22 protein-coding genes and 5 pseudogenes are annotated in these 25994 nt (G+C 39.6%); 15 read left to right on the top strand and 12 right to left on the bottom strand.

Annotated elements, in window-relative coordinates:
• Positions 1–17: 17 nt before the first annotated feature.
• From ACFJIZ_RS16060 to ACFJIZ_RS16030, 7 genes and pseudogenes are all read left to right on the top strand, one after another.
• Positions 18–1148, top strand: a complete 1131-nt coding sequence (locus tag ACFJIZ_RS16060; protein WP_379086174.1) for an aspartate aminotransferase family protein — start codon at positions 18–20, stop codon at positions 1146–1148.
• Positions 1149–1297: 149 nt separating this feature from the next.
• Positions 1298–2269 (top strand): acetylornithine carbamoyltransferase, encoded by a 972-nt coding sequence (locus ACFJIZ_RS16055; protein ID WP_379086171.1) that lies wholly within the window; start codon positions 1298–1300, stop codon positions 2267–2269.
• A 57-nt stretch (positions 2270–2326) separates the two neighbouring features.
• Positions 2327–3114, top strand: a pseudogene (argB, locus tag ACFJIZ_RS16050) (acetylglutamate kinase).
• A 192-nt stretch (positions 3115–3306) separates the two neighbouring features.
• Positions 3307–4116 carry a pyrroline-5-carboxylate reductase gene (gene proC / locus ACFJIZ_RS16045; protein ID WP_379086168.1) on the top strand — a complete coding sequence of 270 codons (810 nt, stop codon included), beginning with the start codon at positions 3307–3309 and terminating at the stop codon, positions 4114–4116.
• 68 nt (positions 4117–4184) lie between these two features.
• Positions 4185–5252, top strand: a complete 1068-nt coding sequence (locus ACFJIZ_RS16040; protein WP_379086165.1) for a M20 family metallo-hydrolase — start codon at positions 4185–4187, stop codon at positions 5250–5252.
• Complete coding sequence (locus ACFJIZ_RS16035; RefSeq protein ID WP_379086162.1) at positions 5242–5811, top strand: GNAT family N-acetyltransferase; 570 nt, start codon at positions 5242–5244, stop codon at positions 5809–5811. The genes ACFJIZ_RS16040 and ACFJIZ_RS16035 overlap by 11 nt, the downstream gene beginning before the upstream one ends.
• Before the next feature lie 145 nt (positions 5812–5956).
• Positions 5957–6601, top strand: a complete 645-nt coding sequence (locus tag ACFJIZ_RS16030) for an NAD(P)-dependent oxidoreductase (protein ID WP_379086159.1) — start codon at positions 5957–5959, stop codon at positions 6599–6601.
• A 38-nt stretch (positions 6602–6639) separates the two neighbouring features.
• Here ACFJIZ_RS16030 and ACFJIZ_RS16025 read toward each other — a convergent pair whose 3' ends face one another.
• Entirely contained in the window at positions 6640–7146 is a 507-nt protein-coding gene (locus ACFJIZ_RS16025) for an alpha/beta hydrolase family protein (protein WP_379086156.1), read from the bottom strand.
• Positions 7124–9472: a hypothetical protein gene (locus ACFJIZ_RS16020; RefSeq protein WP_379086153.1), complete on the bottom strand. Its 2349-nt coding sequence runs from the start codon at positions 9470–9472 to the stop codon at positions 7124–7126. Before ACFJIZ_RS16020 ends, ACFJIZ_RS16025 begins: the two co-directional genes overlap by 23 nt.
• A gap of 178 nt (positions 9473–9650) precedes the next feature.
• On the opposite strand from ACFJIZ_RS16020, the pseudogene argH reads away from it, so the two are divergent.
• The 4 genes and pseudogenes from argH to ACFJIZ_RS16000 all read left to right on the top strand — a co-directional run bounded on the left by argH (position 9651) and on the right by ACFJIZ_RS16000 (position 13598).
• Positions 9651–10984 (top strand): annotated as a pseudogene (gene argH / locus ACFJIZ_RS16015) (argininosuccinate lyase).
• A gap of 26 nt (positions 10985–11010) precedes the next feature.
• On the top strand, positions 11011–11355 hold the full coding sequence (locus ACFJIZ_RS16010; RefSeq protein WP_379086150.1) for an aminotransferase class I/II-fold pyridoxal phosphate-dependent enzyme: 345 nt from the start codon (positions 11011–11013) through the stop codon (positions 11353–11355).
• A complete protein-coding gene (locus ACFJIZ_RS16005) occupies positions 11348–12265 on the top strand; it encodes a pyridoxal phosphate-dependent aminotransferase (RefSeq protein ID WP_379086147.1) in 918 nt (305 codons plus the stop codon). The genes ACFJIZ_RS16010 and ACFJIZ_RS16005 overlap by 8 nt, the downstream gene beginning before the upstream one ends.
• Before the next feature lie 157 nt (positions 12266–12422).
• A complete protein-coding gene (locus ACFJIZ_RS16000) occupies positions 12423–13598 on the top strand; it encodes a glycosyltransferase family 87 protein (RefSeq protein ID WP_379086144.1) in 1176 nt (391 codons plus the stop codon).
• A gap of 104 nt (positions 13599–13702) precedes the next feature.
• Here the strand turns inward: ACFJIZ_RS16000 and ACFJIZ_RS15995 are convergent, their stop codons facing one another.
• Both ACFJIZ_RS15995 and ACFJIZ_RS15990 read right to left on the bottom strand, forming a co-directional pair.
• A complete protein-coding gene (locus ACFJIZ_RS15995; RefSeq protein ID WP_379086141.1) occupies positions 13703–15283 on the bottom strand; it encodes a peptide chain release factor 3 in 1581 nt (526 codons plus the stop codon).
• Positions 15284–15521: 238 nt separating this feature from the next.
• Positions 15522–16874 (bottom strand): DUF6600 domain-containing protein, encoded by a 1353-nt coding sequence (locus ACFJIZ_RS15990; protein ID WP_379086138.1) that lies wholly within the window; start codon positions 16872–16874, stop codon positions 15522–15524.
• Between the two features lie 399 nt (positions 16875–17273).
• Here ACFJIZ_RS15990 and ACFJIZ_RS15985 point away from each other — a divergent pair.
• A pseudogene (locus ACFJIZ_RS15985) lies at positions 17274–17983 on the top strand (SAM-dependent methyltransferase).
• A 44-nt stretch (positions 17984–18027) separates the two neighbouring features.
• Here ACFJIZ_RS15985 and nadD read toward each other — a convergent pair.
• From nadD to ACFJIZ_RS15960, 5 genes are all read right to left on the bottom strand, one after another.
• Complete coding sequence (gene nadD / locus ACFJIZ_RS15980) at positions 18028–18642, bottom strand: nicotinate (nicotinamide) nucleotide adenylyltransferase (protein WP_379086135.1); 615 nt, start codon at positions 18640–18642, stop codon at positions 18028–18030.
• Positions 18643–18661: 19 nt separating this feature from the next.
• A complete protein-coding gene (locus tag ACFJIZ_RS15975) occupies positions 18662–19030 on the bottom strand; it encodes a four helix bundle protein (RefSeq protein ID WP_379086132.1) in 369 nt (122 codons plus the stop codon).
• 63 nt (positions 19031–19093) lie between these two features.
• Positions 19094–19669, bottom strand: coding sequence for a guanylate kinase (gene gmk / locus ACFJIZ_RS15970; protein ID WP_379086129.1), 576 nt, complete (start codon positions 19667–19669; stop codon positions 19094–19096).
• Positions 19670–19730: 61 nt separating this feature from the next.
• Entirely contained in the window at positions 19731–20594 is an 864-nt protein-coding gene (locus ACFJIZ_RS15965) for a YicC/YloC family endoribonuclease (RefSeq protein WP_379094068.1), read from the bottom strand.
• A gap of 83 nt (positions 20595–20677) precedes the next feature.
• Positions 20678–21415, bottom strand: coding sequence for a lysophospholipid acyltransferase family protein (locus tag ACFJIZ_RS15960; protein WP_379086127.1), 738 nt, complete (start codon positions 21413–21415; stop codon positions 20678–20680).
• Between the two features lie 73 nt (positions 21416–21488).
• Here ACFJIZ_RS15960 and ACFJIZ_RS15955 point away from each other — a divergent pair, with 73 nt between their 5' ends.
• The 3 genes from ACFJIZ_RS15955 (at position 21489) to ACFJIZ_RS15945 (ending at position 23640) form a co-directional block, all read left to right on the top strand.
• On the top strand, positions 21489–22202 hold the full coding sequence (locus tag ACFJIZ_RS15955) for a hypothetical protein (protein WP_379086124.1): 714 nt from the start codon (positions 21489–21491) through the stop codon (positions 22200–22202).
• 66 nt (positions 22203–22268) lie between these two features.
• Positions 22269–22955, top strand: coding sequence for a hypothetical protein (locus ACFJIZ_RS15950; RefSeq protein ID WP_379086121.1), 687 nt, complete (start codon positions 22269–22271; stop codon positions 22953–22955).
• Positions 22939–23640 carry a hypothetical protein gene (locus ACFJIZ_RS15945; protein ID WP_379086118.1) on the top strand — a complete coding sequence of 234 codons (702 nt, stop codon included), beginning with the start codon at positions 22939–22941 and terminating at the stop codon, positions 23638–23640. The genes ACFJIZ_RS15950 and ACFJIZ_RS15945 overlap by 17 nt, the downstream gene beginning before the upstream one ends.
• On the opposite strand, the pseudogene rnc reads toward ACFJIZ_RS15945, so the two are convergent.
• From rnc to ACFJIZ_RS15930, 3 genes and pseudogenes are all read right to left on the bottom strand, one after another.
• Positions 23637–24367 (bottom strand): annotated as a pseudogene (rnc, locus tag ACFJIZ_RS15940) (ribonuclease III). The gene ACFJIZ_RS15945 and the pseudogene rnc overlap by 4 nt on opposite strands.
• Positions 24368–24453: 86 nt before the next feature.
• A pseudogene (fabF, locus tag ACFJIZ_RS15935) lies at positions 24454–25706 on the bottom strand (beta-ketoacyl-ACP synthase II).
• Between the two features lie 29 nt (positions 25707–25735).
• Positions 25736–25972, bottom strand: a complete 237-nt coding sequence (locus tag ACFJIZ_RS15930) for an acyl carrier protein (protein WP_008508386.1) — start codon at positions 25970–25972, stop codon at positions 25736–25738.
• Positions 25973–25994 lie beyond the last annotated feature (22 nt).

Raw genomic sequence — 25994 nt, 5'->3', positions numbered from 1 at the left:
CTTATAACTTAACAATTATGCAATTATTCGACGTTTACCCACTTAATGATATAGAAATAACCAAAGCAGCAGGCAGTAATGTTTGGGATGCCAATGGACAACAATATTTAGATTTATATGGCGGTCATGCCGTAATCTCGATTGGACATACCAATCCGCACTATGTAAGTCGTTTAACAGACCAATTGAACAAAGTTGGTTTTTACTCTAACTCTGTTAAAATTCCTTTACAGGTCCAACTTGCCGAAAAACTGGGGCAGGTTTCTGGTAAAAAGGATTTCCAACTGTTCTTATGTAATTCGGGCGCCGAAGCCAATGAAAATGCATTGAAACTGGCTTCGTTTTATAATGGCAGAAAGAAAGTGATTGCTTTTAAAGGAGCATTTCACGGACGTACCTCATTGGCCGTTGCCGTAACAGATAACCCGAAGATTGTTGCACCTGTAAATGAAAATAGCAACGTAATTTTCTTGCCCCACAACAATGAAGTGGCTTTAGAAGAAACCTTTAAAGCACAAGGTGACGAAATTGCTGCAGTAATTATTGAAGGTATTCAAGGTGTGGGCGGAATTAAGGAGGCTTCTAAAAGTTTCTTGCAAAAGATCCGTTCACTTTGTGATGAGTATAATGCAGTTTATATTGCCGACTCAGTTCAATGTGGCTACGGGCGTACAGGTTTGTTCTACTCGCACGATTATGCAGGCGTTGAAGCAGATGTTTACACCATGGCCAAAGGCATGGGCAACGGGTTCCCAGTAGCAGGAATTTCAATCGCACCAAAATTTAAACCATGGCATGGCGAGTTGGGTACCACTTTCGGAGGTAACCATTTGGCCTGTGCTGCTGCATTAGCTGTCCTGGAAATCATGGAACAAGAAAACCTGATGAAAAATGCCGAAGAAATTGGCGATTACTTGATTACTGAACTGAAGAAATTCGAGCAGGTTGTAGAAGTTCGTGGTCGTGGCTTGATGATCGGCATTGAACTGCCAGAAGAATTGGCCCATGTTAAAAAAGAGCTGTTGTTTACACACCACATCTTTACCGGTGAGGCCAAACCCAATGTGATCCGTTTATTACCTGCCCTAAATTTAACAAAGGCACATGCTGATGAGTTTTTAGTTGCGTTTGGGAAATTGGTAAAATAGAGATATAAAAACTGTCATGCTGAGCTTGTCGAAGCATCTTCAAATACAATAGTTATCATTGCAGAGAGTACTTCCCTTCCCTGTAATGATGAAAGGAATAGAATTTTAAATGAAGATTAATTCTTCTCTTTAAACTTTAGGCAAAAAAAATGAAACTTTTCACCTCCGTACACGATGTTCCAAACATCAAACAATTTGTAAATGATGCATTGGCATTAAAGGCAAACCCTTATGCATTTCAAAGTTTAGGTAAAAACAAAACCTTAGGTTTGGTTTTTATGAATCCAAGTCTCCGCACCCGATTAAGTACACAAAAGGCAGCGCTTAATTTGGGGATGAATGTAATGGTGATGAATATGGATAAAGAAGGCTGGGCACTAGAAACTCAGGATGGCGTAGTAATGAATGGTACAACGGTAGAACATATCCGAGAAGCCGCTGCGGTGATGGGACAATACTGCGATATTTTAGGCTTACGTTCTTTCCCAAAACTGAACAATCGTGAAGAGGATTATAGCGAAGATTTCTTCAATAAATTTGTTAAATATTGTGCAGTACCGGTAGTAAGTTTAGAAAGTGCCACCAGACACCCTTTACAAAGTTTTGCAGATATCATTACCATCCACGAAACCTGGAGCAAAAAATCAGATGGAACCAGACCAAAAGTTGTATTGGCTTGGGCACCGCATGTAAAAGCATTGCCACAAGCCGTTCCTAATTCTTTTGCCGAATGGATGTGTAAGGCACAGCAAGAAGGGATGTTAGATTTTACCATTGCACAACCAGAGGGGTATGAACTTTCAGAAGACTTTACGCCGGGGGCAAAAATTGAATACAACCTTGAAACTGCCCTAAATGGTGCAGATTATATCTATGTTAAAAACTGGAGCAGTTATAAAGAATACGGCAAGGTTTTGACCTATCCCGATGGGTGGATGATGAACAATGAAAAGCTTAAATTGACCAACGATGCAAAAGTGATGCACTGTTTGCCCGTTCGTCGTGATCTAGAACTGTCATCAGAGATTTTGGATGGGCCAAATTCAATTGTTGTCCACGAAGCAGGAAATCGCCTTTGGTCTGCACAGGCCGTATTGAAAGCGATGTTAGAAAAATTGTAGCTCCAAGGTTCGTGAACATACGAACCTTGGAGTTGATCAACATAAAATATCTTAAACATGAAACAACTAACCATTGTCAAAATAGGCGGAAATGTAATTGATAATTCTGAAAACCTGCATCAGTTTTTATTAGACTTTACGGCATTGCCTGGAGACAAGATTTTAGTGCATGGTGGTGGCAAAATTGCAACAGAACTCGGCGAATCGCTGGGTATTGAAGCTAAAATGGTTGAAGGCAGAAGGATTACCGATATTGAAACTTTACGCATTGTAACCATGGTTTATGCGGGCTTGATCAACAAGAACATGGTGGCTCAATTGCAAGCCAAGGGAGCCAATGCCATTGGATTGACTGGTGCAGACGGGAATGTGATCAAAGCTAAAAAAAGACCTATAGATCCAATAGATTATGGTTATGTAGGGGATCTAGATGAAACTTCTGTAAGCATAAATACTTTAAATAGCTTATTAAAAGCAGGTTTGGTTCCCGTAATGTGTGCCATTACACACGATGGGCAAACACAATTGTTAAATACCAATGCAGATACCATTGCCTCTGCTATCGCTGTTGCCATGTCTTCCTTATACGAAACACGATTGGTATATTGTTTTGAGAAAAAAGGTGTATTGAGAGACGTGACCAATGACGATTCTGTAGTGCGAGAGATCAGAGCCGATGAGTTTGAAGGGTTAAAGGCAGATGGCACTGTAGCAGGCGGGATCACTCGAAACTACACAATGCCTTCGAGGCCATCAAAAAAGGAGTGGCCAGCGTATACATTGGTAAAGCAGATGAACTATCGGAACTAAAAGACGGTACTTTTGGCACAAAAATGCTGAAGTAGAGAAAGCTAAAAGGCGAAAGATTTTTACATTTAGCGAGAAAAGAAGTCAATTTACCTGGTAGCGACGAGCGAGAAGTAAAGCGGAAAGCCTGCCTGCGGTAGGCGGGCAAGACTAAATTTTAAGCAGAACTGCCATTGCTTTTCAAAAAAATAAACCACAGGATGCCTAGGCATTTTACAATAATCTAAACGATGAAAAAAATAACCATTATCGGAAGTGGAAATATCGGTTTATCATTAGCCAAAGGCCTAGTGAAAGCTGATTTTGCACAGGCTGCTGACATTACGCTTACCCGTCGAAACATTGATCATCTCAAAGCCTATCAAGAAGCTGGTTTTAACATTAGCAACAACAATAAAGCTTCGGTAGAGGCCGCAGATATTGTAATTTTGGCCGTACTGCCACAACAACTCAATGCTGTGTTGGATGAAATCAATACCTCAATAGTTGCTGCTAAACACTTGGTTATTTCTGTAATCTCAGGCGTAAGTTGTGCTGCGGTAAAAGACAAGCTTGGGAATGATGTAGAAGTCATCAGAGCTATGCCCAATACAGCGATTGCAATTGGTCAGTCTATGACCTGCATTGCCAGCGATAATGCATCTGCCGCAAATCTTGCTGACATCACCCGGATGTTTGAAACTGTGGGTTCGGTGGTGAAGATCAACGAAGACCTGATGACCTCAGCAACTGCGCTATGTGCCTGTGGTATCGCCTTCTTTTTAAGGGCAATCAGAGCGGCCTCCCAAGGTGGTGTAGAAATCGGTTTCCATGCAGACGAAGCCTTGAAAATGGCCGTGCAAACTGCAAAAGGTGCAGCAGACCTACTTTTATTACACGGAACACATCCAGAATCAGAAATAGATAAAGTAACTTCGCCGAAAGGTTGTACCATTGCAGGTTTGAATGAAATGGAGCACAATGGCTTTAGTTCGTCATTGATTAAAGGCATCAAACTTTCGGCCTTAAAAGCTGGCAATTTGTACACTAAAGAAGGATAAAGGCGTAAGGTTTAAGGCGAAGGGTTTAGCTCGTTTGGTCTTGAACTTGATACTCACTACTTGATACTATGTTAGAAAAAATAAAAAAAGAAATCCTGGATCTATTACAGCAACTGATCCAGATCCAGTCTTTTAGCAAAGAAGAAGATCAAACTGCTGATCTGATTGCACAATTTTTAGAAGAGCGTGGCGTACAGATACACCGTAAACTGAACAATGTTTGGGCATATAACAAATACTTTGACCCAGCTAAACCTACATTGCTTTTAAATTCGCACCACGACACTGTAAAACCAAACTCTGGTTATACCCGCAATCCTTATGATGCGGCCATAGAAGGAGATAAGTTGTTTGGTCTGGGTAGCAATGATGCTGGTGGTTGTCTGGTTGCTTTGATCGGCACCTTTTTATATTTTTATCCGCAAAGCGAGCTAAAATATAACATCTGTTTAGCCGCAACAGCAGAAGAAGAGATCTCTGGAAACAATGGACTGGAATTGGTATTGCCAGATCTGGGAGAACTAGAATTTGGGATTGTAGGCGAACCCACAGAGATGCATCTGGCTATTGCAGAACGAGGTTTATTAGTTTTAGATTGCACAGCGCATGGCAAAGCAGGGCATGCCGCTAGAGAAGAGGGAGAGAATGCTATTTATAAAGCTTTAACAGCCATAGAATGGTTTAGGAACTATCAATTTCCTAAAGTATCAGAGGTTTTTGGACCATTGAAGATGACGGTGACCATTATCAATGCAGGATCGCAACATAACGTAGTACCAGCTACTTGTACTTTTACTGTAGATGTGCGTGTAACAGATTCTTATACCAACGAGGAAGTATTGGAAATTATCCGTGCAAATGTAGATTGTGATGTACAACCACGATCTATTCGTTTAAAACCATCATCAATTGATAAGAACCATCCTCTGGTGCAGGCAGGTGTTGCCCTGGGCAGGATAACCTATGGCTCGCCAACAACCTCAGACCAAGCTTTATTAAGTATTCCTTCGGTAAAAGTTGGGCCAGGTTTTTCTGGTCGATCGCACATGGCCGATGAGTTTATTTATGTTCGCGAGATTGCTGAAGGTGTTGAAGGGTACATCAATATGTTAAAACCTGTAATCAATGGAAAATAAGCTAAAAGTTATCCTTCAGAATGAGAAGGTGATCTTAAGGCCATTGGCACTCAGTGATGAAGAAGCTTTGTGGCCAATTGCACAAGAAAAAGCGTTGTGGGTATACGGCCTAAAAGACCTTAGTGAGCCTGGTGAGCTGAGAAAATATATTGAAAGTGCCATTCACGATAGAGAAGCGGGTACGGCTGCAGTTTGGGTAATTATCGAAGCAAAGACCGGAAAGGTAGCAGGATGTACCCGTTTGGCAGAAATCAGTTGGAAAGATGAGCGCGGGCAGATTGGTTGGACTTGGATTGGTAAAGATTTTCAGGGCACTGGAATAAATAGAGCAATGAAATACGAAATCTTTCAATACGGATTTGAAACCTTGGGCCTCAACCGTATCGAACTCAAAGCAGACGAGCGAAACCTACAATCGCGTAGAGCAATGGAGAAGATTGGTGCAAAGTACGAAGGTACACTTCGCGAACACATGAAAATCAATGACGGATTTATCAGAAATACCGTTTTTTATAGCATCCTTAAAACAGAATGGCAAGAATTGAAAGCCAATTGGTAGATTTTACAATTCGTTTGCTATATTCGCTTATTAAAATCTCTTTATAAAATATTTATCAAGGCAGAAATATCCATTTCTGCATAACGGTTTCATCGATCTGATGAACCGAAGAAATTCATATTGCTAAATTTTTATAAAGAAAAAAATGACCCCATATATCAAAGTTGCCGTAATCGGCGGCACCGGAAAAGCAGGTAAATACATTGTTAAAAATCTATTGGCCCAAGGCTTTTCCATCAAGACCTTACTTCGCTATCCCGAAAAATTCCAGATCAGTAGCCCCTTAATAGAGATTGTTAAGGGAGATGCACGGGACCTGCTTGCAATTAGACAACTCCTTAAAGATTGCCAGGCCATAATCAGTGCAGTGGGGCAACCCGTTGGCGAACCTTCTGTTTTTAGTCAAGTAACCAGAAACATCATACAGGTAATGCACGAATATCAAATGCATCGGTATATACTGATTACAGGCTTGAATGTAGATACCCCATTTGATCAAAAAAGCCCAAAGACGAAATTCGGGACAGATTGGATGAAAACCAACTATCCGCTGACTACTGCCGATAAACAGGTGGAGTATGAAACACTAGTAGAAAGCGATATAGATTGGACCTTGGTAAGGTTGCCCATGATTGAGCAAACCGACACGATAAATGAGATAAAGATTGATTTGGAAGACTGTCCTGGAGATCAGATCAGTGCTACAGACTTGGCACTTTTTTTAATCAAACAATTAACTGATCAAAAGTATATCAAAAAAGCACCTTTTATTTCAAGTGTGAAAATGTAAATAAAAAAAAGCGGGCCAATTGGCCCGCTTTTTTTATTTTAGTTTTCTTCAGCTTCCTCAAAAGCTCTGATTTCTAAGTGTTTTTCCATATCCAATCGGTTTACACCCTTACTCCACCACTCTGGAGCAGGTTTACCTTTTAACATGTAATCAAAGTACTCCATCATCCTTACCGCGTAATCTTTACGGTTTGGTAATTTGGCAATACCATGGTTTTCGCCACGATAAGTGATCATTACTACTGGTTTGTTCAATCTTCTTAAACCATTATAGTACTCGATACCTTGCGTAAAATCTACAGCCCCATCTTTATCATTGTGCAATAATAACAATGGTGTTTGTACCTTTTTAATGTGGTAGACCGGAGAGTTGCGGGCAAAAGCATCCCAGTTATCCCAGTAACCTGGGGTTAACCTGCCTTGGCTAGCTTCGAAAATAGCTTGGTTTGTACCCCCGCTGTTCCAATAGATCAAACTATACATACTGATCATATTGGTTAATGGTGCACCAGCAGCAGCAGCTTTAAAGATATTGGTTTGGGTCAATCAAGAAAGAAGTTTGGTAACCTCCCCAAGAGTGGCCATGGATAGCTACATTTTTCTCGTCAACAATACCTGTTGCAATGGCTGCTTTAACCGCAGGCACCACACAAGCAACTGCCGACATACCTGGGTCGTTCAATTTGTATTTGATATCTGGTTCTAAAACAGCATAACCATTACTCAAGTACATGGCTTTGTTAAAGCCACCACCAGGGAAACCAGGCATGGTATAATTGTTCAGCCCATCTGTTAAACGCTCATAGATGTAGGTAATCGTTGGATACGATTTTCCTTGTACATAATTAGCTGGCAGGTACAAAGCAGCTTGTAGGCTATCGCCATTGGTACTTACATAGTTGATCAGCTTCACACCAGATGTCCATGCATATTTAGCCTGGTCTGGCGTGTTCGAATTTACTTTTTTAGGTGCAGCTAAGTCGCTACTTGTACTTGCATAAAATGAAGGCGATTCTTGGTAATTGCTTTTGGTATACACAAAAACTTTTCCGGTTTCAGCCTTTGCAAAGCTGCCGTAGCTGTTGTCGTCCATAAATAAGATATCGATCTTGTTTTTCCCAGCAGGTAAAATACCGATACCACCTTTTTTATCATAGTCGTTAAATACGCTAAAGTACTGATCTTTGGTTAAGTCTGTACCTTTTTCGTCTTGGTAGATACGTAAACGGCCAGCCACCTCAGATTTTTTGCTTTTCCAGTTGTCAGAAAGCGAAACCACACTTTTGCCATCAGCAGAAATTTTCCATAGATCGTAGTTGTCTTTGATCAAGGCATATTTAGAATCAGAAGACCAGCCTAAGTTTTGTGTAGCAGGTTTGCTTACATTATGGTCATCCAATGCATCTACAAAAGAAGCCTTGATATTTCCTGTTAAGTTAGCGGTCTGACCAGTTTCTAAGTTGATGCTATAAAATACGCCATCTACATAATAGCTGGCTAGTTTACCATTTGGTGCTAGTGCCAAACGACCACCATTGGTGGCATACATTTTTTCGAATAAACGTTTCTTGTTACCAGTTTTTAGATCGATCAGGTAAACATCTGTATAACTCTGTCCATCTAGGTTGCCCATCAACTCATAATTGGTATTGTCGTAACCGATAGCATACAATTGCTTAGGTGCAATGCTTACAGAACGCATATTGCTATCTGCCAACTGAGTGAATTTTTTATCTGCAACGCGATAAGAACTCGTATAGTTAAAGCTCTTGTCTCTCATCTCTTGAGTCTGTTGCGCAGACTGTAATCTTTTGTCTTGCCAGTTCCAGATGATCATATCTGGTTTCTCGATATCTTCTTTTTTAGGCTCTGGTTTGGCTTTGGCCAAGCTGTCGGTTTTTCCTTCTGGTTTTTTATCTTCTTTTTTGGTCAATGTATTGATACCGAAAAATAAGGTAGTTTGGTCATCAGACCAATAAGGACCAGCATTGGTATTGATCCCCATTCCTTTCGGGAAAGTAGAATCTTCAATGCCGTTATAAACAACTTTGTTGGTAAGGTCGCCATTGATTTTGCTGATGCCAATGATGCTGAAAACATCATCCTTGTATTTTTCATCTTTGTTAGATTTCAATAAAGCAAAAGCATTGCCTACTTCGTTCCAGTTGATGCTTTTGTAAGTCGCTTTATCATTATCTAATGCTGTAGTGATGCCAGTTTTCATGTCTCTTAAAAAGATGCCATTTCCATTCTGGCCGTTTGCATCAACCGTATAGGCGAATTGATCACCAGCTTTGTTAAACGAAAACTCAGCTACATTACCCAGGTTGAAGCTCTTTTTGGTAACGAGGTTGTATAATAACACATCGGTACCTTTTGCCGCAGTTGGGTCTTTTGGTGCCCCTTCTGGCGCCATAAACTGGATGGCAATCCATGATGGAGAATCGCCAGAAAAACTAAAGGTTCTTACTTTTTCAAACGTAGTTTGTTTGTTGTCGGCCAAAGAAACCAACAATAATTTATCATATAAAGGCTTATTTGCTTTTCTTGCAGCTTTAGCTTCTGCATCTTTTGCGGAAACTTTAAAGGCAGCATATTTAGAATCTTTAGAAAAAGATAGACCGCTTGCGTTGGCACCTATTGGATAAGAATAGCTAAGGGTATCCAATGTCTTACGAATGGTCATCTTCAAATCACCTTCGGTTGGTCCACTTGCCCAAGCCATCCATTGGCCATCTGGCGATAAAGCATTGCCCCGGTTAAATGTCCACTTGGAGACATCTTTCCAGGTTAGCGCAGGCTTTTGTTGCGCATACGTTTTTCCAACAAATGAAATTGCAAAAACGAGTAAGATTAATTTTAAATTCTTCATGTCTAAGGATTTGTTTCTGCTAAAATAATATTTATATATGAAATTCTTTTATAGGACGTTTAATTATTTGCAATTATGTTGCATTTGTGTGCTTGAAATCTCTTCATTCCCTATTCTTGCGTATTATTTGTACTTTTGCAATTATTTTAAGTACTTATCGCGATAGCATTATCTAAAAATGAAGATCTGGCAAAAAAACATTGAAGTAAATAAAGGCATTGAAGCATTTACCGTTGGCAAAGACAGGGAACTGGACCTACAGATGGCCGCTTTTGATGTTTTAGGGTCTTTGGCACATGTAGAAATGTTGGCGACCATCAATTTGTTAAGTGAAGCGGAATTGACAGAAGTCAAAGCTGCTTTAAAGATCATTTATGCAGAGATTGCAGCAGGCCAATTTACCATTGATGATAGTGTAGAAGACGTACACTCGCAGGTTGAGTGGTTGTTGACACAACGCATTGGCGAAGCTGGAAAGAAAATCCATAGCGGTCGCTCGCGTAATGATCAAGTATTGGTAGACCTGAAGCTCTATTTCAGGGCTTGTATTCAAGAAATGGTAGAAAATACCTCTACTTTGTTTACCCAACTGATCAACTTAAGTAATACACACCAAGATAAGCTATTACCAGGCTATACCCATTTACAGATTGCCATGCCCTCTTCTTTTGGGCTATGGTTCGGTGCTTATGCCGAAAGCTTGGCTGATGATATGGAGATGATGTTGGCTGCCTATAAAGTATGCAATAAGAATCCTTTAGGTTCGGCAGCAGGATACGGTTCATCTTTTCCTTTAAATAGAACATTGACTACAAAATTGCTAGGTTTCGAACAGTTGAACTACAATGTGGTCTATGCACAGATGGGTAGGGGCAAAACCGAAAGGTATCTTGGGCCAAGCGATGTCGTCGGTAGCGGCAACATTGGCCAAAATGGCGATGGATGTTTGCTTGTTCATTAACCAGAACTTTGGGTTTATCAGTTTCCCTGACGAGCTTACCACAGGTTCGAGCATTATGCCGCATAAAAAGAATCCAGATGTTTTTGAACTGATCCGTTCACGTTGCAATAAGATCCAGGCCTTGCCTAATGAAATTGCGATGATGACTACAAATCTGCCATCAGGTTACCATCGTGATCTTCAGTTGCTAAAAAGAGAATCTTTTCCCTGCAATTACCTCATTGAATGAATGTTTGGAAATGACCACCTTTATGTTACAAAATATCAAGGTAAAAGACAATATCTTGGACGATAAAAAATACGATTACCTGTTTAGCGTAGATGTAGTTAACGAATTGGCCTTGAGTGGTGTTCCGTTTAGAGAAGCCTATAAGATGGTAGGTGAGACCATCGAGAATGGTACTTTTGCACCCAATAAAACAGTTAAACATACCCACGAAGGAAGCATCGGTAACCTATGCAACCCAGAAATTGAAGCCATGATGAACAAAGTATTGGCCCAATTTCAATTTGAGAGAACAAACCAGGCTATAGCTAACTTATTAGCCTAAATATTATACATAAAACCTATACCAAAATGAATGTATCTGTATTAGCAAACACACTTATCGGCTCAGAAATTATCAAGATCGGCAACGAGGTTAACGAAATGAAGCGAAAGGGTGCACAAATAGCCAATTTAACCATTGGAGATTTTGATCCATCCATTTTCCCAATTCCTGACGCCTTAGAAGAAGCAATCGTAAAAGCCTATCAAGAAGGACATACCAATTATCCACCAGCAGATGGGATTTTGGCCTTACGCGAAACCATTACCGATGTATTGAAAGACCGTTATCAGTTGGATTATACAGTGAAGGATATTTTGGTTGCAGGTGGTTCACGTCCTTTGATCTTATGCTACCTACCTGGCATTGATTGATCCAGGGGATAAGGTAATCTATCCGGCACCATCTTGGAACAACAACCATTATTGCCACCTTTCGTCGGCAAATGGAGTTGCAGTTGAAACAACGGTTGAGAATAATTTTATGCCTACTGCGGCTCAATTGAAACCACATTTAAAAGGGGCAACTTTATTGGCATTGTGTTCCCCGCTCAATCCTACAGGGACCATGTTTACAGAGCAGCAATTGGCAGAGATCTGTGACATTGTAATTGAGGAGAATAAGTCGCGCCAAGCCGATGAAAAACCTTTGTACATCATGTATGATCAGATCTACTCGTTGCTTACCTTTGGCAAAGCACATGTAAATCCTGTAAGCCTACGCCCAGAATTGAAAGATCATGTGATCTATATTGATGGGATTTCTAAATGTTTAGCCTCTACTGGCGTAAGGGTAGGTTGGGCATTTGGGCCAGAGCATATCATTGGTAAAATGAAATCACTTTTAGGCCACATTGGTGCTTGGGCACCAAAGGCAGAGCAAGTGGCAGTAGCCGATTACTTTAAGGATAAAACGCAAGTAGATACCTTTTTAACAGGTTTTAAAGCGCAAGTACAAGCAAGTTTAGATGAGTTGTACAATGGCTTTCAACAATTAAAAGCCCAAGGATTTAATGTAGATGCAGTTGTGCCAATGGGCGCCATCTATTTGACCTTAAAAATCGATTATATTGGTAAAACTACACCAGCTGGAGATTTATTAAAAAACAGTGCGGATGTAAACTTCTATTTGATCAAAGAAGCGCAGGTAGCACTTGTACCTTTCTCTGCCTTTGGCAATGAAGACAATATGCCTTGGTTCAGAGCATCAATTGGCGGCTGTTCATTGGCCGATATCAAAAATATGATGCCTAGAATTGCAGCAGCATTAGGTAAATTAAAATAATAACTTATATCAAAAGCCTCCTTAAACTAGTTTATTGGAGGCTTTTTTATGCAAATTCCTCAAGGCAAGACGCAAAAGCAATATTTTTTTAAAATAATTTTGAAAGCCGACACATTGTATTATTTTTGATACAAATGAAAGAAGTAAGATCCTAGAATTGTTTCCCAATTTTTTTTCTTTTCAGACCTACGATCAGAAAAAAAGACTCGCCTTTGCGATATGGTTGTTGATCGCTGTTTTTTGTGTAATCCAGTCCTTGATTACCCATAGATATAACAACTATCTGATATTTGAAAATACGTGTAGAAACCTGATCAATCAGACTTCTTTTTATGCGGGTTATCCAGCCTATCATTTTGATGCCAACCATTATGGACCAATTTTTAGTGTCTTTTTTATGCCTTTTGCGGCATTGCCCAATGCGTTGGGTTTCATGGCTTGGAATCTGTTCAATACCATTGTGCTGTTCAAGGCCATAGAGACCATTCCGATCAAGGATAAACTCCCTCTATTTTTTGTGGCCATTCCATGTATCGCCTCAGCTACGCTTAGTCAGCAGTTTAATCCGGCATCTGGTGCATTTATTATCCTTAGTTATACGCTTTTAAATAAGAACAAAGGTTTTTGGTCGGCTATGTTTATTGCTTTAGGTACGTTCATTAAACTTTATGGCATTGTTGGTTTGGCATTTTTCTTTTTTGTAAAAGACAAAAAGAGGTTCATTGCCTATCTGCTGTTGTGGTCGGCAATCTTCTTCACATTACCCATGTTGTTTTCTTCTCCTGATTTTATCCTCAATTCTTATAAAGAGTGGACAGTTTCCTTGATCCATAAAAATGCGAGCAATATTGTTCAGAATAACCTAGATATCTCCATCATGGGTTTTATCAGAAGTATTTATGTTAACCATAACTTACCAAATACGGTATTCTTGATTGCAGGGATGGCTTTGTTTGGGCTGCCTTACCTCAACTTCAAGGCCTATCAGAAAGAGGTCTTTCAGGTATTGATATTGGCCTCTACGCTTATGTTTCCGGTATTGTTTAGTACAGGCACAGAAGATTGCACCTACATTATTGCAGTACCTGCCGTAGGGATATGGTATGTGTTAGGAGAGAAGAAACAATGGAAAATCTGGTTGTTATGGATCACCATTGTGCTGACATGTAATTTCCCTTTGCTTTTGTTTCCAAAAGTATCAACAGCGTACCCATTTTTGTTCACCATTATGAGCGTACCCTTCTTCTTGATCTGGTTATTTATACTTTACAAAGCATGTATGGTCAATAGAAGAGACCTAGAACCAGCATTGTCAAGCACTCAAGAAGCATAGTTTTATCACATTTGAGGCAATATCAATCAACAGAAAAAGTTCAATCTAATGACTAATGACTAATGACTAATGACTAATGACTAATGACTAATGACTAATGACTATTACTTGAACTCACTCGTTTTATGGAACTCAATATCTGGATAATCACGCATCGTCATGTTGATCATAAACTCGTTATCGGCCAGATAAACCGGATTGCCATCCTTGTCTTCGCCAATATGTTGCTGTTTACGTTTTAAAAACTCTTCCAATTTCTTAGGGTCTTTAGCGGTTACCCAGTTGGATCGGCTGTAACTCAACATCCTAAAATGCGCTTTTGCACCATATTCGTGTTCTAACCTAAATGCAATTACCTCAAACTGTAGGTCGCCTACGGCGCCGATCACCTTACGGTTACCGGGTTGCATCACGAATAGCTGTGCTACACCTTCTTCTGTTAATTGTTGTAGACCTTTCTCCAATTGTTTGGTCTTTAAAGGGTCTCTGTTCTCTACCTCTTTAAAAATCTCGGGAGAGAAGCTAGGGATGCCTTTAAACTGTAGTTTCTCACCCTCAGTTAGCGTATCTCCAATCTTAAAGGTCCCACTGTCATAAAGCCCAACAACGTCTCCTGGCCAAGCCTCTTCAACAATGCTTTTTTCGTTGGCCATAAAGTCCATCGGGTTAGAAAACTTGATCCTTTTGTTGTTCCGGGTATGATAGAAGAACTTATTACGTTCAAATTTACCAGAACATACTCTTAAAAAGGCAATCCTGTCACGGTGGTTAGGGTCTAAGTTGGCATGGATCTTAAATACAAAGCCGCTAAAATTCTTTTCAGTTGCTAAAACCTCACGCTCTTCGGCTTCTCTACTTTTAGGGCTAGGGGCAATGTTCACAAAGGTATCCAACAGTTCTTTGATCCCAAAGTTATTGATCGCACTGCCAAAAAATACAGGTGCCAATAAGCCTTCTAGATACATTTCTTTATCTACGGTGCCATAAACACCTTCTACCAATTCCAGGTCATCCTTTAAGATGGTTAAAGCCTGTGCAGGTAAAAACTTGGCCAATTGTTCATCTTCCAGATTACCTACTTCAATTACAGGCGTGCTGATCTTGGTTTTATCAGGTTCAAACAGGTTAAGGTGTTTGTTATAAATGCTATAAACACCTTTAAAGGTATGCCCCTGACCAATTGGCCAACTTAAAGGACATAAACTAATATTCAATTTGCTCTCAATTTCGTCTAACAAATCAAATGCGTCTTTACCCTCACGGTCCATTTTGTTAACGAAAATGATTACTGGTGTATTCCTCATCCTACAAACCGACATCAGTTTTTCGGTCTGTTCCTCCACACCTTTTACACAGTCGACCACCAAGATTACGCTGTCTACTGCAGATAATGTCCTATAGGTATCTTCCGCAAAGTCTTTGTGACCCGGTGTATCCAAAATATTGATGCGCTTGCCATTGTATTCGAAACCCATTACAGAAGTAGCCACCGAAATACCACGTTGCTTCTCAATTTCCATAAAATCGGATGTACTGCTTTGGTTAGCTTTGTTCCTTTTTACAGCACCAGCGGTATTGATCGCCCCACCAAAAAGCAGAAACTTCTCGGTCAGGGTTGTTTTTCCCGCATCGGGGTGACTAATAATTGCAAACGTTTTTCTTTTTTCTATTTCAGGATTAACCATGGATTTTTTTGATAATGTGGGGCAGAAACTTAATTAAATAGCGAATACAGCAAAACTTTATAAAAAGCGAAGAGGAAATAATAGAGCTGTAGCTTGTTTCATTGCACAGCAAAGGTAAGGATATTTTAAAAGAGTATAAAGTATAAAAATATTCCATGGTTCGTGTCCACACGAACCATGATAAACATAAAAAAAGCCCCGTTGTTACAACAGGGCTTTTTTACGTATTTGATTTGAATTATTTTCCACCTCTTCCTGGTCTGCTGCTACCGCTTTCTCCGCGGCTGCCACGACTTTCTGAACTGCTACCTGAACTTCTTTGAGGAGCAGATTGTGTACGCTCTACTCGTTGAGGTTGAGGTTGTGGCTGAGGTCTTTCCATTCTTTGTGGTGCTTGTTGCATTGGTTGTGGACGCTCACTTCTTTGTTGTGGCTGAGGTTGTTGCTGTGGAGGCATTTCTCTGCTACGTTCTACTCTTTGAGGTTCCTGGCTTCCGCGTTCGGCCCTTTGTGGCTGATTTGGGTTAGCTTCACGACTTCTATTGAAGATGTCGGGTCTGTTCCCATCATTTGGAGGAACACGATTTTCAGTACCTCTGCTTGGTTGACCGATATCACTACCTCTAGATGGACGCGTTGGCATGTTATCAGTACCTCTTCCAATTATATTTTCATTTCTATCTATTTGACCCACATCGTTGCCACCTCTTGATGGGCGGGTAGACATATTATCGGTACCGTTACTTCTTCCACTTGTGTTTCCGCTTCTATCTATCTGACCAGCATCACTACCACCTCTAGATGGACGTGTTGCCATGTTATCGGTACCTCTTCCATTTCCGTTTCTATCACCTTGGAAAACATTACCTTCACCTCTTGACGGACGAGAACCCACATTTGCATTTTGGTCTCTTCCAACTGCACCACGGGTAATGTTACCTTGTACCGCATTTCTTGGAGCCGCATCATTATTGTTTACGCCTCTAGTTGGACGAGGGTTGTAGATGTCTACACTATTGCGTTCAATTCTCGATGCACCAGGTCTGTTGCTTCTGTTGATGTTATAAACAGTTACGTTTTGGTTAGTTGCACGTCTTACTTCCTCAGCTCTAGGACCAGTATAATAGGTTCTGTTGTTGCGAACATAAGTGTTGTTGATGATAACGGTATTTTGGATATAAACCCTATTTCTGCCTCCATAATAACGAGGGTAGCTGTTGTAATAGATGTTGTTATATGGAATAAAGTTCCAGCACATATCAGGAATTCTATATCCGCTTCGGCCAAAGTTGATGCCTATACTAATGCTTGGTCCTAATGGAGCCCAGCCATAATAACCACCACCACTTCTCCAACTTACCCATGCAGGTCCCCAAACGGTATCAGGAATCCAAACCCAATCGTTATAACGGTTATAGATCCAACGACCATAGTGGAACGGAGCCCATCCCCAATCGTAGTTAGATACCCAGGTATTGCCATATTCTGTCATTGCCCAACGGCCATTGGTGTAGTATGGCCTAAATTCGTCCTGGTCTACATCTGGTCGCCAGACATATCCATATTGTGGATCTTTCGATCCAGGTGCCATAAGGCGACAACTCGTCGTAAAACGATTGTAAGGACACGTCCTCATTTTGCGCCATGACTTTTTGAGTGGTTCCGGTAAGTACGAACATCAGTCCTAATACTACCGACAATTTGATCATGATTTTCATTTTGTGTGTGTTTTAAAATTTATAATTAACCTAACGCTGTGTGTATATCAATTTGAACACCATTTTTAACAAAGGATTAATCAATCCTTAACAAATGGCATTATTACCCTATTTTAACGTGTTTTTTTACACTTAAGTGTTTAAATACAGTACTTTAATTAGTGCTATGGCTGTGCAAAAAATAAGGCAGGCGGAACTAAATTTGCTACATAGGCCAAATCGGCACCCATTATTGGCTTAAAACCGTACTTTTGTAGAAATTAAGTTTAGCTATGCAAAGAGGCACCTTGTTTCTAATTCCTGTTCCATTGGCAGAAAATGCCATGCAAAAATCTTTTACTCCTTTTTTGATTGATACGATAAATGCACTCAAAACCTATATTGTAGAAAATGAAAAAACGGCCCGTAAATTCTTAAAAGAAGCAGGTTTAAAAACGCCACAAAGCGAATTGCTGATCCATGATTATGGCAAACACAAGCGTGGGAATAGTTTGGTGCCTTATTTCTCGCAATTGATGTCGGGGATTGATGTGGGCCTAATGAGCGAAGCCGGTTGCCCAGGGGTGGCCGATCCAGGTGCGGAGATTGTTGCAGAAGCGCACAAGAGAGGCATTAAAGTGGTGCCTTTGGTGGGACCAAATTCGATGGTACAAGCCATTATGTCTTCTGGTTTTAGCGGGCAGAGTTTTACTTTTCATGGCTATCTGCCTATTGACAAAACAGATCGTGCAAAAGAATCAAAGAGTTGGAAGTGTTATCAGAAAAGAACAAACAGACTCAATTGTTTATGGAAACACCTTTTAGGAATAACCATTTGCTAGAAGATGTGCTCAAAAACTGTCACGGAAGTACGCAACTCTGTATTGCCTGTAATATCAATGGGGAAGAAGAGTATATCAAAACAATGACAGTTGGTGCTTGGCGAGGTGAAAAAATTGATCTGCATAAAAAACCAACGGTATTTTTACTGTATAAAGGATAGCTTAAATGTTGGCAGGGATTTAAATCCTAACCAGCTAATAGCAACTAACGGTACATATTCTTTTGATCGATAAAGGCCAGTACATTGTCGGGTACAAAAAACTGAATGTTCTTGTTATCTTTTAAGGCCTTACGGATAAACGTAGAAGAGATTTCCATTTCTGGTGTATCTGTAAAGGTAATGGAAGGATGATTTTTCCACTCGCTTACCTCTGCTCCAGGTCTTGGGTAAACATAGATATGGTAATCTTTGAGCAGCACCTCAAAATTCTTCCATTTTTTTAAGGAAACGAGGTTATCGGCTCCCATGATCAACACAAACTCCTTTTCGGGGTAGCGTTCATGTAAATGGGTCAACGTATCTATGGTATAAGAGGGTTGAGGCAATTTAAATTCAATATCGCTGATCTTGATCTGAGGGGCGTTTTCTGTTGCTAGCTTGGCCATCTCTAAACGATCGTACATATTGGCCAACCCACTTCTTTGCTTAAGCGGATTATGTGGTGAAACCACTAACCAAACTTCCTTTAAACTGCTAAAATTTGCCATATAATTGGCAATGATCAGGTGCCCGATATGAATTGGATTAAACGATCCAAAAAAAAGTCCAATTTTCGGTTTACAGTTTACAGTTTTCGGTTCAGGATTTGTAATAGACATGTGAGTTTACAATTATCAGTTATACTGAGCCATACTTTTGTGGATTGTTCATCATATGGTTTAAAAGTTTTCCAATTTCTTCACTTTGGACAACAAGTTGGTCATATTGCTCATTTGTAATATAATTGCATGCTAATGCAAATTTCAGCCATCCTTTAGTTTCACTATTCTCCATGTCACTATCTGATAATTTACTTATAAAGTGAGCCCTGTATATGCGTTTTCTATATGCTTCAATTAAACAAATATTAGTAGATCTTGATGAACGTCTAATCTGGTCAGTTAATGAATGAGTTTCTTCTTTTGGAAAGGACTTACTAATCTCAAATATTGACATCGCCAGTTCGAAGGATTTTTTATATACTAAAAGATCGTTGAAGTCGCCCATGATAAAGAATTTGTATCTATAAATATAGCGATTTAAGCATCCAAAACTGTAAACGGTTAATTGTTAACTGCCAGTTGAAAGAAAGTCTCCAACCAATTTTTCTGCCGCTGCACATGCAGTTTCAAGATCGTAGTTTTTAAGGATAACATCAAATTTATCAGCATAAAGCAATTCCTTTTCTGCCTTTACGAAACGTTCCTGTAACTTCTCTTCACTATCGGTACCTCTACCGGTTAAACGTTCTTTTAAGACCTCTAGCGATGGTGGCTGGACAAAAATGGCCAAGGCATTCTCTTCGTATTTTCTTTTTAAACGCAAACCACCTTCAACATCGATGTCGAAGATCACATGTTTCCCTTCATTCCAGATACGTTCAATTTCCGAACGGAGCGTACCATAAAATGTGCCACTATAAACCTCCTCAAACTCTACAAACTCCTGGCGGGCAACTTTATGTAAAAAATCTTCTTTACTGATAAAATAATAATCGTTTTCGTGTTTTTCACTACCTCTTAACTCGCGGGTAGTGGCTGAAATAGAAAAACTTAATTGTGGAAATTTCTTTAGTAAGTGTCTAACTATAGTGGTTTTGCCAGCTCCTGATGGCGCAGAGAATATAATGAGTTTGCCTTGTTTCATTTTAATTGGAAAGTTGAAAAGCTAAAAAGTTGGAACGTTAAAACATTTCAACCTTGAAACTTTACAATACATTTAGTAATTGTTCTTTAATTTTTTCTAGTTCTTCCTTCATACCAACTACCAATTGCTGTATCTGTGCATCGTTAGCTTTGGCACCCATTGTATTGATTTCTCTACCTATTTCTTGAGAGATAAAACCTAATTTTTTACCATTGGCATCTTTACTTTTCAAGGTTGCCATAAAGTAATCGCAATGACTTTTTAAACGGGTTTTTTCTTCGGTAATATCTAGTTTATCGATGTAATAGATCAATTCTTGCTCAAATCGGTTTTGGTCTACATTTACCTTGCCAACCGCATCTTCTAAAAATTGGGTAAGCCTAGCTTTAACCTGTGGAACCCTTAAAGGAGCAAGGTGGTCTATCTGTGCAAAAAAATCAAGGATGTTTTGGATTCGAAGTTCCAGGTCAGCCCTCAACACATTTCCTTCATCAACCCTGAACTGGTTAAAGTTGTTTAAGGCATTTAAAAAAGTTTGATGTAATACTTCCCAGTCGTTTTCGTCAACCTCTTCTTCCGTATAAGTAATTACTTCTGGAAAATTCAAGGCCGTTTGTAACAGGTTGGCAGCATTTGCACCTAAAGTGTTGTTGATTTCTTCTAGCTGTTTGTAATAACGTGTCAATAAAGCGGTATTGATGGTTGCCCCTTTTTGGTTGTCGTCACTACGCTCAATGTTGATCGCCACATTAACTTTTCCACGTTCGATCTCTTTGCTACAAATATTGCGCAACAAAAGTTCTTTGTCCGAATAGGCTCTTGGTAATTTTAAATTCAGCTCCAAAAACTTAGAGTTTAGGGATTTGATCTCTACTGCAAACTTAACGTTTTGATCATCCGTAGCCGCCAAGCCAAAGCCTGTCATTGATTTTATCATGTGCAAAGATAGTAAAAAGGTATAAGGTTTTAAGACTGGCCGAAGAAGGTTTTAATTTCAGTGCCATGCACTTAGCTATGCTTTAAAATGGCTTCTTCCATTAAGTCGAATACTTTTTGTTTGAGTTGTGGTAGGTCTTCCAATTGCAGGCCCTTTACGGGTACCGCCGGAATAAAAACAGTTGTCAGTAGCCCTGGATGTGCATTTAAAGGTTTGATTCGAGGTAAAAGATTTCTATTGTTCACCATTACAAAAGGGAGTAGGGGTGTTTGCGTTTCAATGGCAATCCTAAAAGCACCATCATAAAACTCACTCAATGGTTGGGCGGTTTTGTTCATTGTCCCCTCTGGAAAAATAAGGATCGATTGCCCTTTTTTAATGTCTTTTTTAAGTGCTGCTACAGATTGCTCCCTGCTTTCCTTGCTACTTCGGTCAATCATCACCACAATCCTTTTGTAGATCATTCCGAAAATGGGCACCTTGGTCATTTCCACTTTACCTAAGGGACTAAAATATTGTGGAACACTGATACATACAGCAACAGCATCTAGATAAGAACCATGATTGCCCACATAGATATGGGGTACTTGTTGGTTGATCAGCTCTTTATAGAGTGTTTTTACCCAAAAACAAGAGAGTATGCTAAAGGCCCATGCCCAACACCTCAGTAGCAATAAAATGGTATGTTTGCCAGCCTCATTGCGCAGTATGGCCGAAGCCAATAGCACAAAGGGTAAAACGATCAGCATCAACGTGATAAAAATCAATGCGGCGTAAACTAAATATAAAATGGCTAAAACCTTTCTCATTAAATTAACGTTTTTTAACGTAATTGGTTAACAAACAATCCTTAAGTTTACAAAATAAAAAACTTACTCCCTAATGCGCCTCCTCCGTTTAGTTTTTTTAGGCATGCTATTGGCGTTGTTGTTTGATGCTAAACAAGGTGTTGCACAAGAATTTAAGTTGAAAGGAGCAATATTTGAATACGGGTCAAAAATTAGGATTGGTCTTGCTGTAATTACGAACAAAAGAAACCTAAGTAGCGTTGGCAGCAACGATATCGGGCTGTTTGAAATCAAGGCGATGGTTGGAGATACCATAGTGATCACCAAGCGAAGATACAACGACCTGCAGCTGGTTGTAGGGTCGACCAAAGACATGGTCCTTTATTTGAAAAGGGAAGAGACTTTAAGAGAGATTGTTGTTCAGGGAGAAAGTAAAAAACAGGCATTGGATGCCATAGAGAAAGACTTTAAGGATAAAGGGTCTTTTTATGCAGGAAAGCCGCCAATCGCTTTATTGTCGCCATTTGGAGGAAGCCCACTCACCTTTTTCTATGAACTTTTTGGGAAAACACCAAGGGATGCCCGTAGATTTAGAAAATATCGTGAAACTGAACTGAAAGAATCTTATACGGATGGATTTTTTAACAAAAAGATAGTTCATGAAAATACTGGGTTAGAGGGAAAGGAATTGGAAGATTTTATGCTCAATTATCGTCCTGATTACGAAAAGACAAAAAATTGGACGGTTTATGATGGAATGAAATGGATCAAGGATTCTTATAAAAAGTATACGGCAACTTTAAAATAGCCGTTTGATAATAATGACTAAAACCAGATTTATACTGATTTTTTTTTAATATGCTGCTTTTGGGGGTTGAGCTTAAAGGCGCAACAAGAATTTACCCTTACTGGTGCAATTTTTGAAAAGGGAACAAAGCTCAGGGTTGTATTAGCCGAAATTACCAATAAGCGCAACAAATACAGTGTAGGTAGCAATGACATGGGCATTTTTGAAATCAAAGTGGCCGTAGGCGACACGTTAGTGATCAACAAACGCGGGTTTAACGATTTAACAGTGGTGGTGCCTACTACAAAAGACATCGTGGTTAATTTGGTTAGGGCAGAAAACATGTTGAATGAAGTGGTGGTCTATGGGGAGACAAAGAAACAGTCTTTAGATGCGATCAAGAAAGACTTCAAAAACAAAGGCTCTTTTTACGCGGGCAAACCTCCGTTTCTATCTTTTTTGTTTACGCCTTTAACGGCATTGTACGAACTGTTTGGCAGAACACCTAAAAATGCCCGAAGATTTAACAACTATTACAATACAGAAATCCAGCAGACACATATTGATGCTTTTTTTAACAAATCGATCATCAATAAAAGAACAGGCCTAGAAGGAAAACAACTGGAAGACTTTATGCTCAATTACCGCCCAGACTACGAAAGGGCAAAAAACTGGACAGAGTACGATGGTAACAAATGGATCAAGGACTCGTATAAAAAATATACAGATACCTTAAAAACTGCAATCAAACAAAACAATGCACAACAGCACTAAACTTGGTCTACTCAGCTTTATCGTATGCTGCTTTTGGGGTTTAAACCTCAAAGCCCAACAAGAATTTACAGTAAATGCCGTAGTTTTTGAGAAGAACTCTAAAATCAGATTGACAGAGGCCACTGTATTCAATAAACGGAATAAATACGTAGCGCTTACCAACGGCATAGGCCTGTTCAATATCAAAGCTGCTGTTGGCGATACCTTAGTTGTTACCAAACTGTATTATGATGACGCAAAAATTGTTGTTGGCTTTAGTAAGGATATGGTGGTCAACCTGACCAAAAATACCAATATGCTCGATGAAATCGTGGTCAATAAAACCAGGGTGATCGATGAAATTAAGAAAGACTATAAAGGTGGTGTTCCTACAGGAAAGGTATCGGTTTTGTCTTTTTTATCGCCTTTAAGTGCCATTTATGGATTAACCAGCCGTGATGGTCAGAATGCCCGACGCTTTAGCAGGTATTACAACAATGAACTGCAGCAATCTCATGTGGATGCCTTTTTCAATAAATCGATTGTAAGCAGCAATACAGGGCTGAAAGGAAAAGAATTAGACGATTTTATGTTTAATTACCGTCCAGATTATGAAAAATCAAAAAACTGGACCACCTACGATGGCATCAAATGGATCAAGGATTCTTATAAAAAGTATTCAGATACCGCTAAAAAAGTAAATTAGATCGCTAGAGATTCGCAAGCCTTTTCTGCAGCCAGTTTTTCCGCATTTTTCTTGTTGTAATCCCTTCCAATACCATGATTTTCGCTATCGATAATGGCATGGATGGTAAATAGTTTGGCACTTTCCCCTTCGCCGTTTTCTACCATATCAAAAGAAATATCCTTACCATGGCGTTGGCACCACTCGATCAGTTTGCTCTTGAAATTCGTTTCCGTCATTTCTAAAGTATGGATGTCGATGTAAGGTTTAACGATGCGGCTCAATAAGAAGTTTTTGGTGAAATTATAGCCTTTGTCCAGATATACTGCACCTACCAATGCCTCAAAGGCATCACCAAGCATCGAATGATGTTTGGTCTGCACATTAACGGTCTTTTGGTCAAAAATGATCGAGCTCGATCAAAACCCATTTTGCGGGCCAGTTGATTGAGGTTGGCCCTGTTTACGATTTTTGAACGCATTTCTGTCAAAAAGCCTTCTTCTTTGTAAGGATAACTTTTAAACAACAGTTCAGCTATTACCGCTCCGAGGATGGCATCACCTAAAAACTCTAAACGTTCGTTGCTACTTCGGCTTCCATTCTTCAAAACTTTAGCTACAGATCGGTGTCTGAATGCCATTCTGTACAAAGTCACATTCCCTGGCACAAAGCCTAAAATGTTTTTCAGTTTTTTTACAAACTCTTTGTTAGGCGATAGGTAAAGTTTATATAAATCGAATAATGGCATTAAATTTTTCTACAAAAAAATAAGGACTAACAAAGTATAATATATTTAAATATACAATCAAATATCAACAAAGATAGTTTTTTAGGTTACTCCTCGTATTTTTTGAAAATAACAGATGCATTATGACCGCCGAAGCCAAACGTGTTGCTTTGTGCAGCACGAATAACACGTTTTTGAGCCTTGTTAAATGTGAAATTTAATTTCGGGTCAAACTCAGGATCATCTGTAAAATGGTTGATCGTTGGCGGAACAACATCATTTTTAACAGCTAGGATAGTTGCAATAGCTTCAATAGCACCAGCAGCACCCAATAAATGGCCTGTCATCGATTTGGTAGAACTGATGTTCAATTTATAGGCATCTTCGCCAAATAGATCAACAATGGCCCTACTTTCACTAATGTCCCCAAGCGGGGTAGAAGTACCATGAACATTGATGTAATCAATATCCGCAGTAGTTAATTTAGCGTCTCTTAATGCATTGGTCATTACCATTCTTGCACCCAATCCTTGTGGATGTGGAGCAGTAATGTGGTTGGCATCAGCACTCATACCGCCACCTATCATTTCTGCATAGATTTTGGCACCACGTGCTTTAGCATGTTCCAGTTCTTCTAAAATGATGGTTCCTGCACCTTCGCCGGCAACAAAGCCTTCACGGTCTTTATCAAAAGGACGCGATGCGGTTTTAGGGTCGTCATTTCTTGTAGAAAGGGCATGCATGGCGTTGAAACCGCCAATACCTGCTTCATTGATGATGGCTTCAGAACCACCGCTGATGATGATGTCGGCAATATCCAAGCGGATATAGTTGAAAGCATCGATCATGGCGTTTGTAGAAGAAGCACATGCAGAAACAGTTGCAAAATTTGGTCCACGTAAACCATATTTGATAGAAATATGGCCCGGAACAATGTCAATAATTACTTTAGGAATGAAAAACGGATTGATACGAGGTGTACCATCGCCCAAAAAGAAAGTTTTCATTTCTTCCTGAAACGTTTTAAATCCGCCTATGCCCGTTCCCAGATTACACCAACACGGTTGGTATCGATTTTTTCGAAATCGAAATTCCCATCTTTTACGGCTTCAGCTGTAGATACCATGGCATACTGCACAAATGGATCTAACTTACGGGCTTCTTTTTTATCCAAATGGTCTTCTGGATTAAAGTTTTTAAGCTCGCATGCAAATTTTGTCTTGAACTTTTCAGTATCAAAACCTGTAATTGGCCCAGCGCCACTCACACCATTAAGCAACCCATCCCAAAATTCTTGGGTGGTATTGCCAATTGGAGTGAGTGCACCTAAACCTGTAACTACTACTCTTTTTAATTCCATTTATACGTATTATACGGAAAGCGTATTTATTACTTAACGTTTTTTTCTAAATAAGCAATTGCTTGACCAACAGTACCAATGGTTTCTGCCTGATCATCAGGAATTGCCACATTGAATTCTTTTTCAAATTCCATAATCAATTCTACAGTATCCAAAGAATCCGCACCTAAGTCATTTGTGAAAGACGCTTCTGGCGTAACTTCGCTTTCATCAACACCTAGTTTTTCTACGATAATAGCCTTAACTCTTGAAGCAATATCAGACATAATTTTATAATTTAATGGTTAA

The organism is Pedobacter sp. UC225_65 (assembly GCF_042698365.1).
Classification (GTDB): domain Bacteria; phylum Bacteroidota; class Bacteroidia; order Sphingobacteriales; family Sphingobacteriaceae; genus Pedobacter.
The sequence above is the reverse complement of the archived record's forward strand: the minus strand, read 5'-3'. Positions and strand labels throughout refer to the sequence as shown.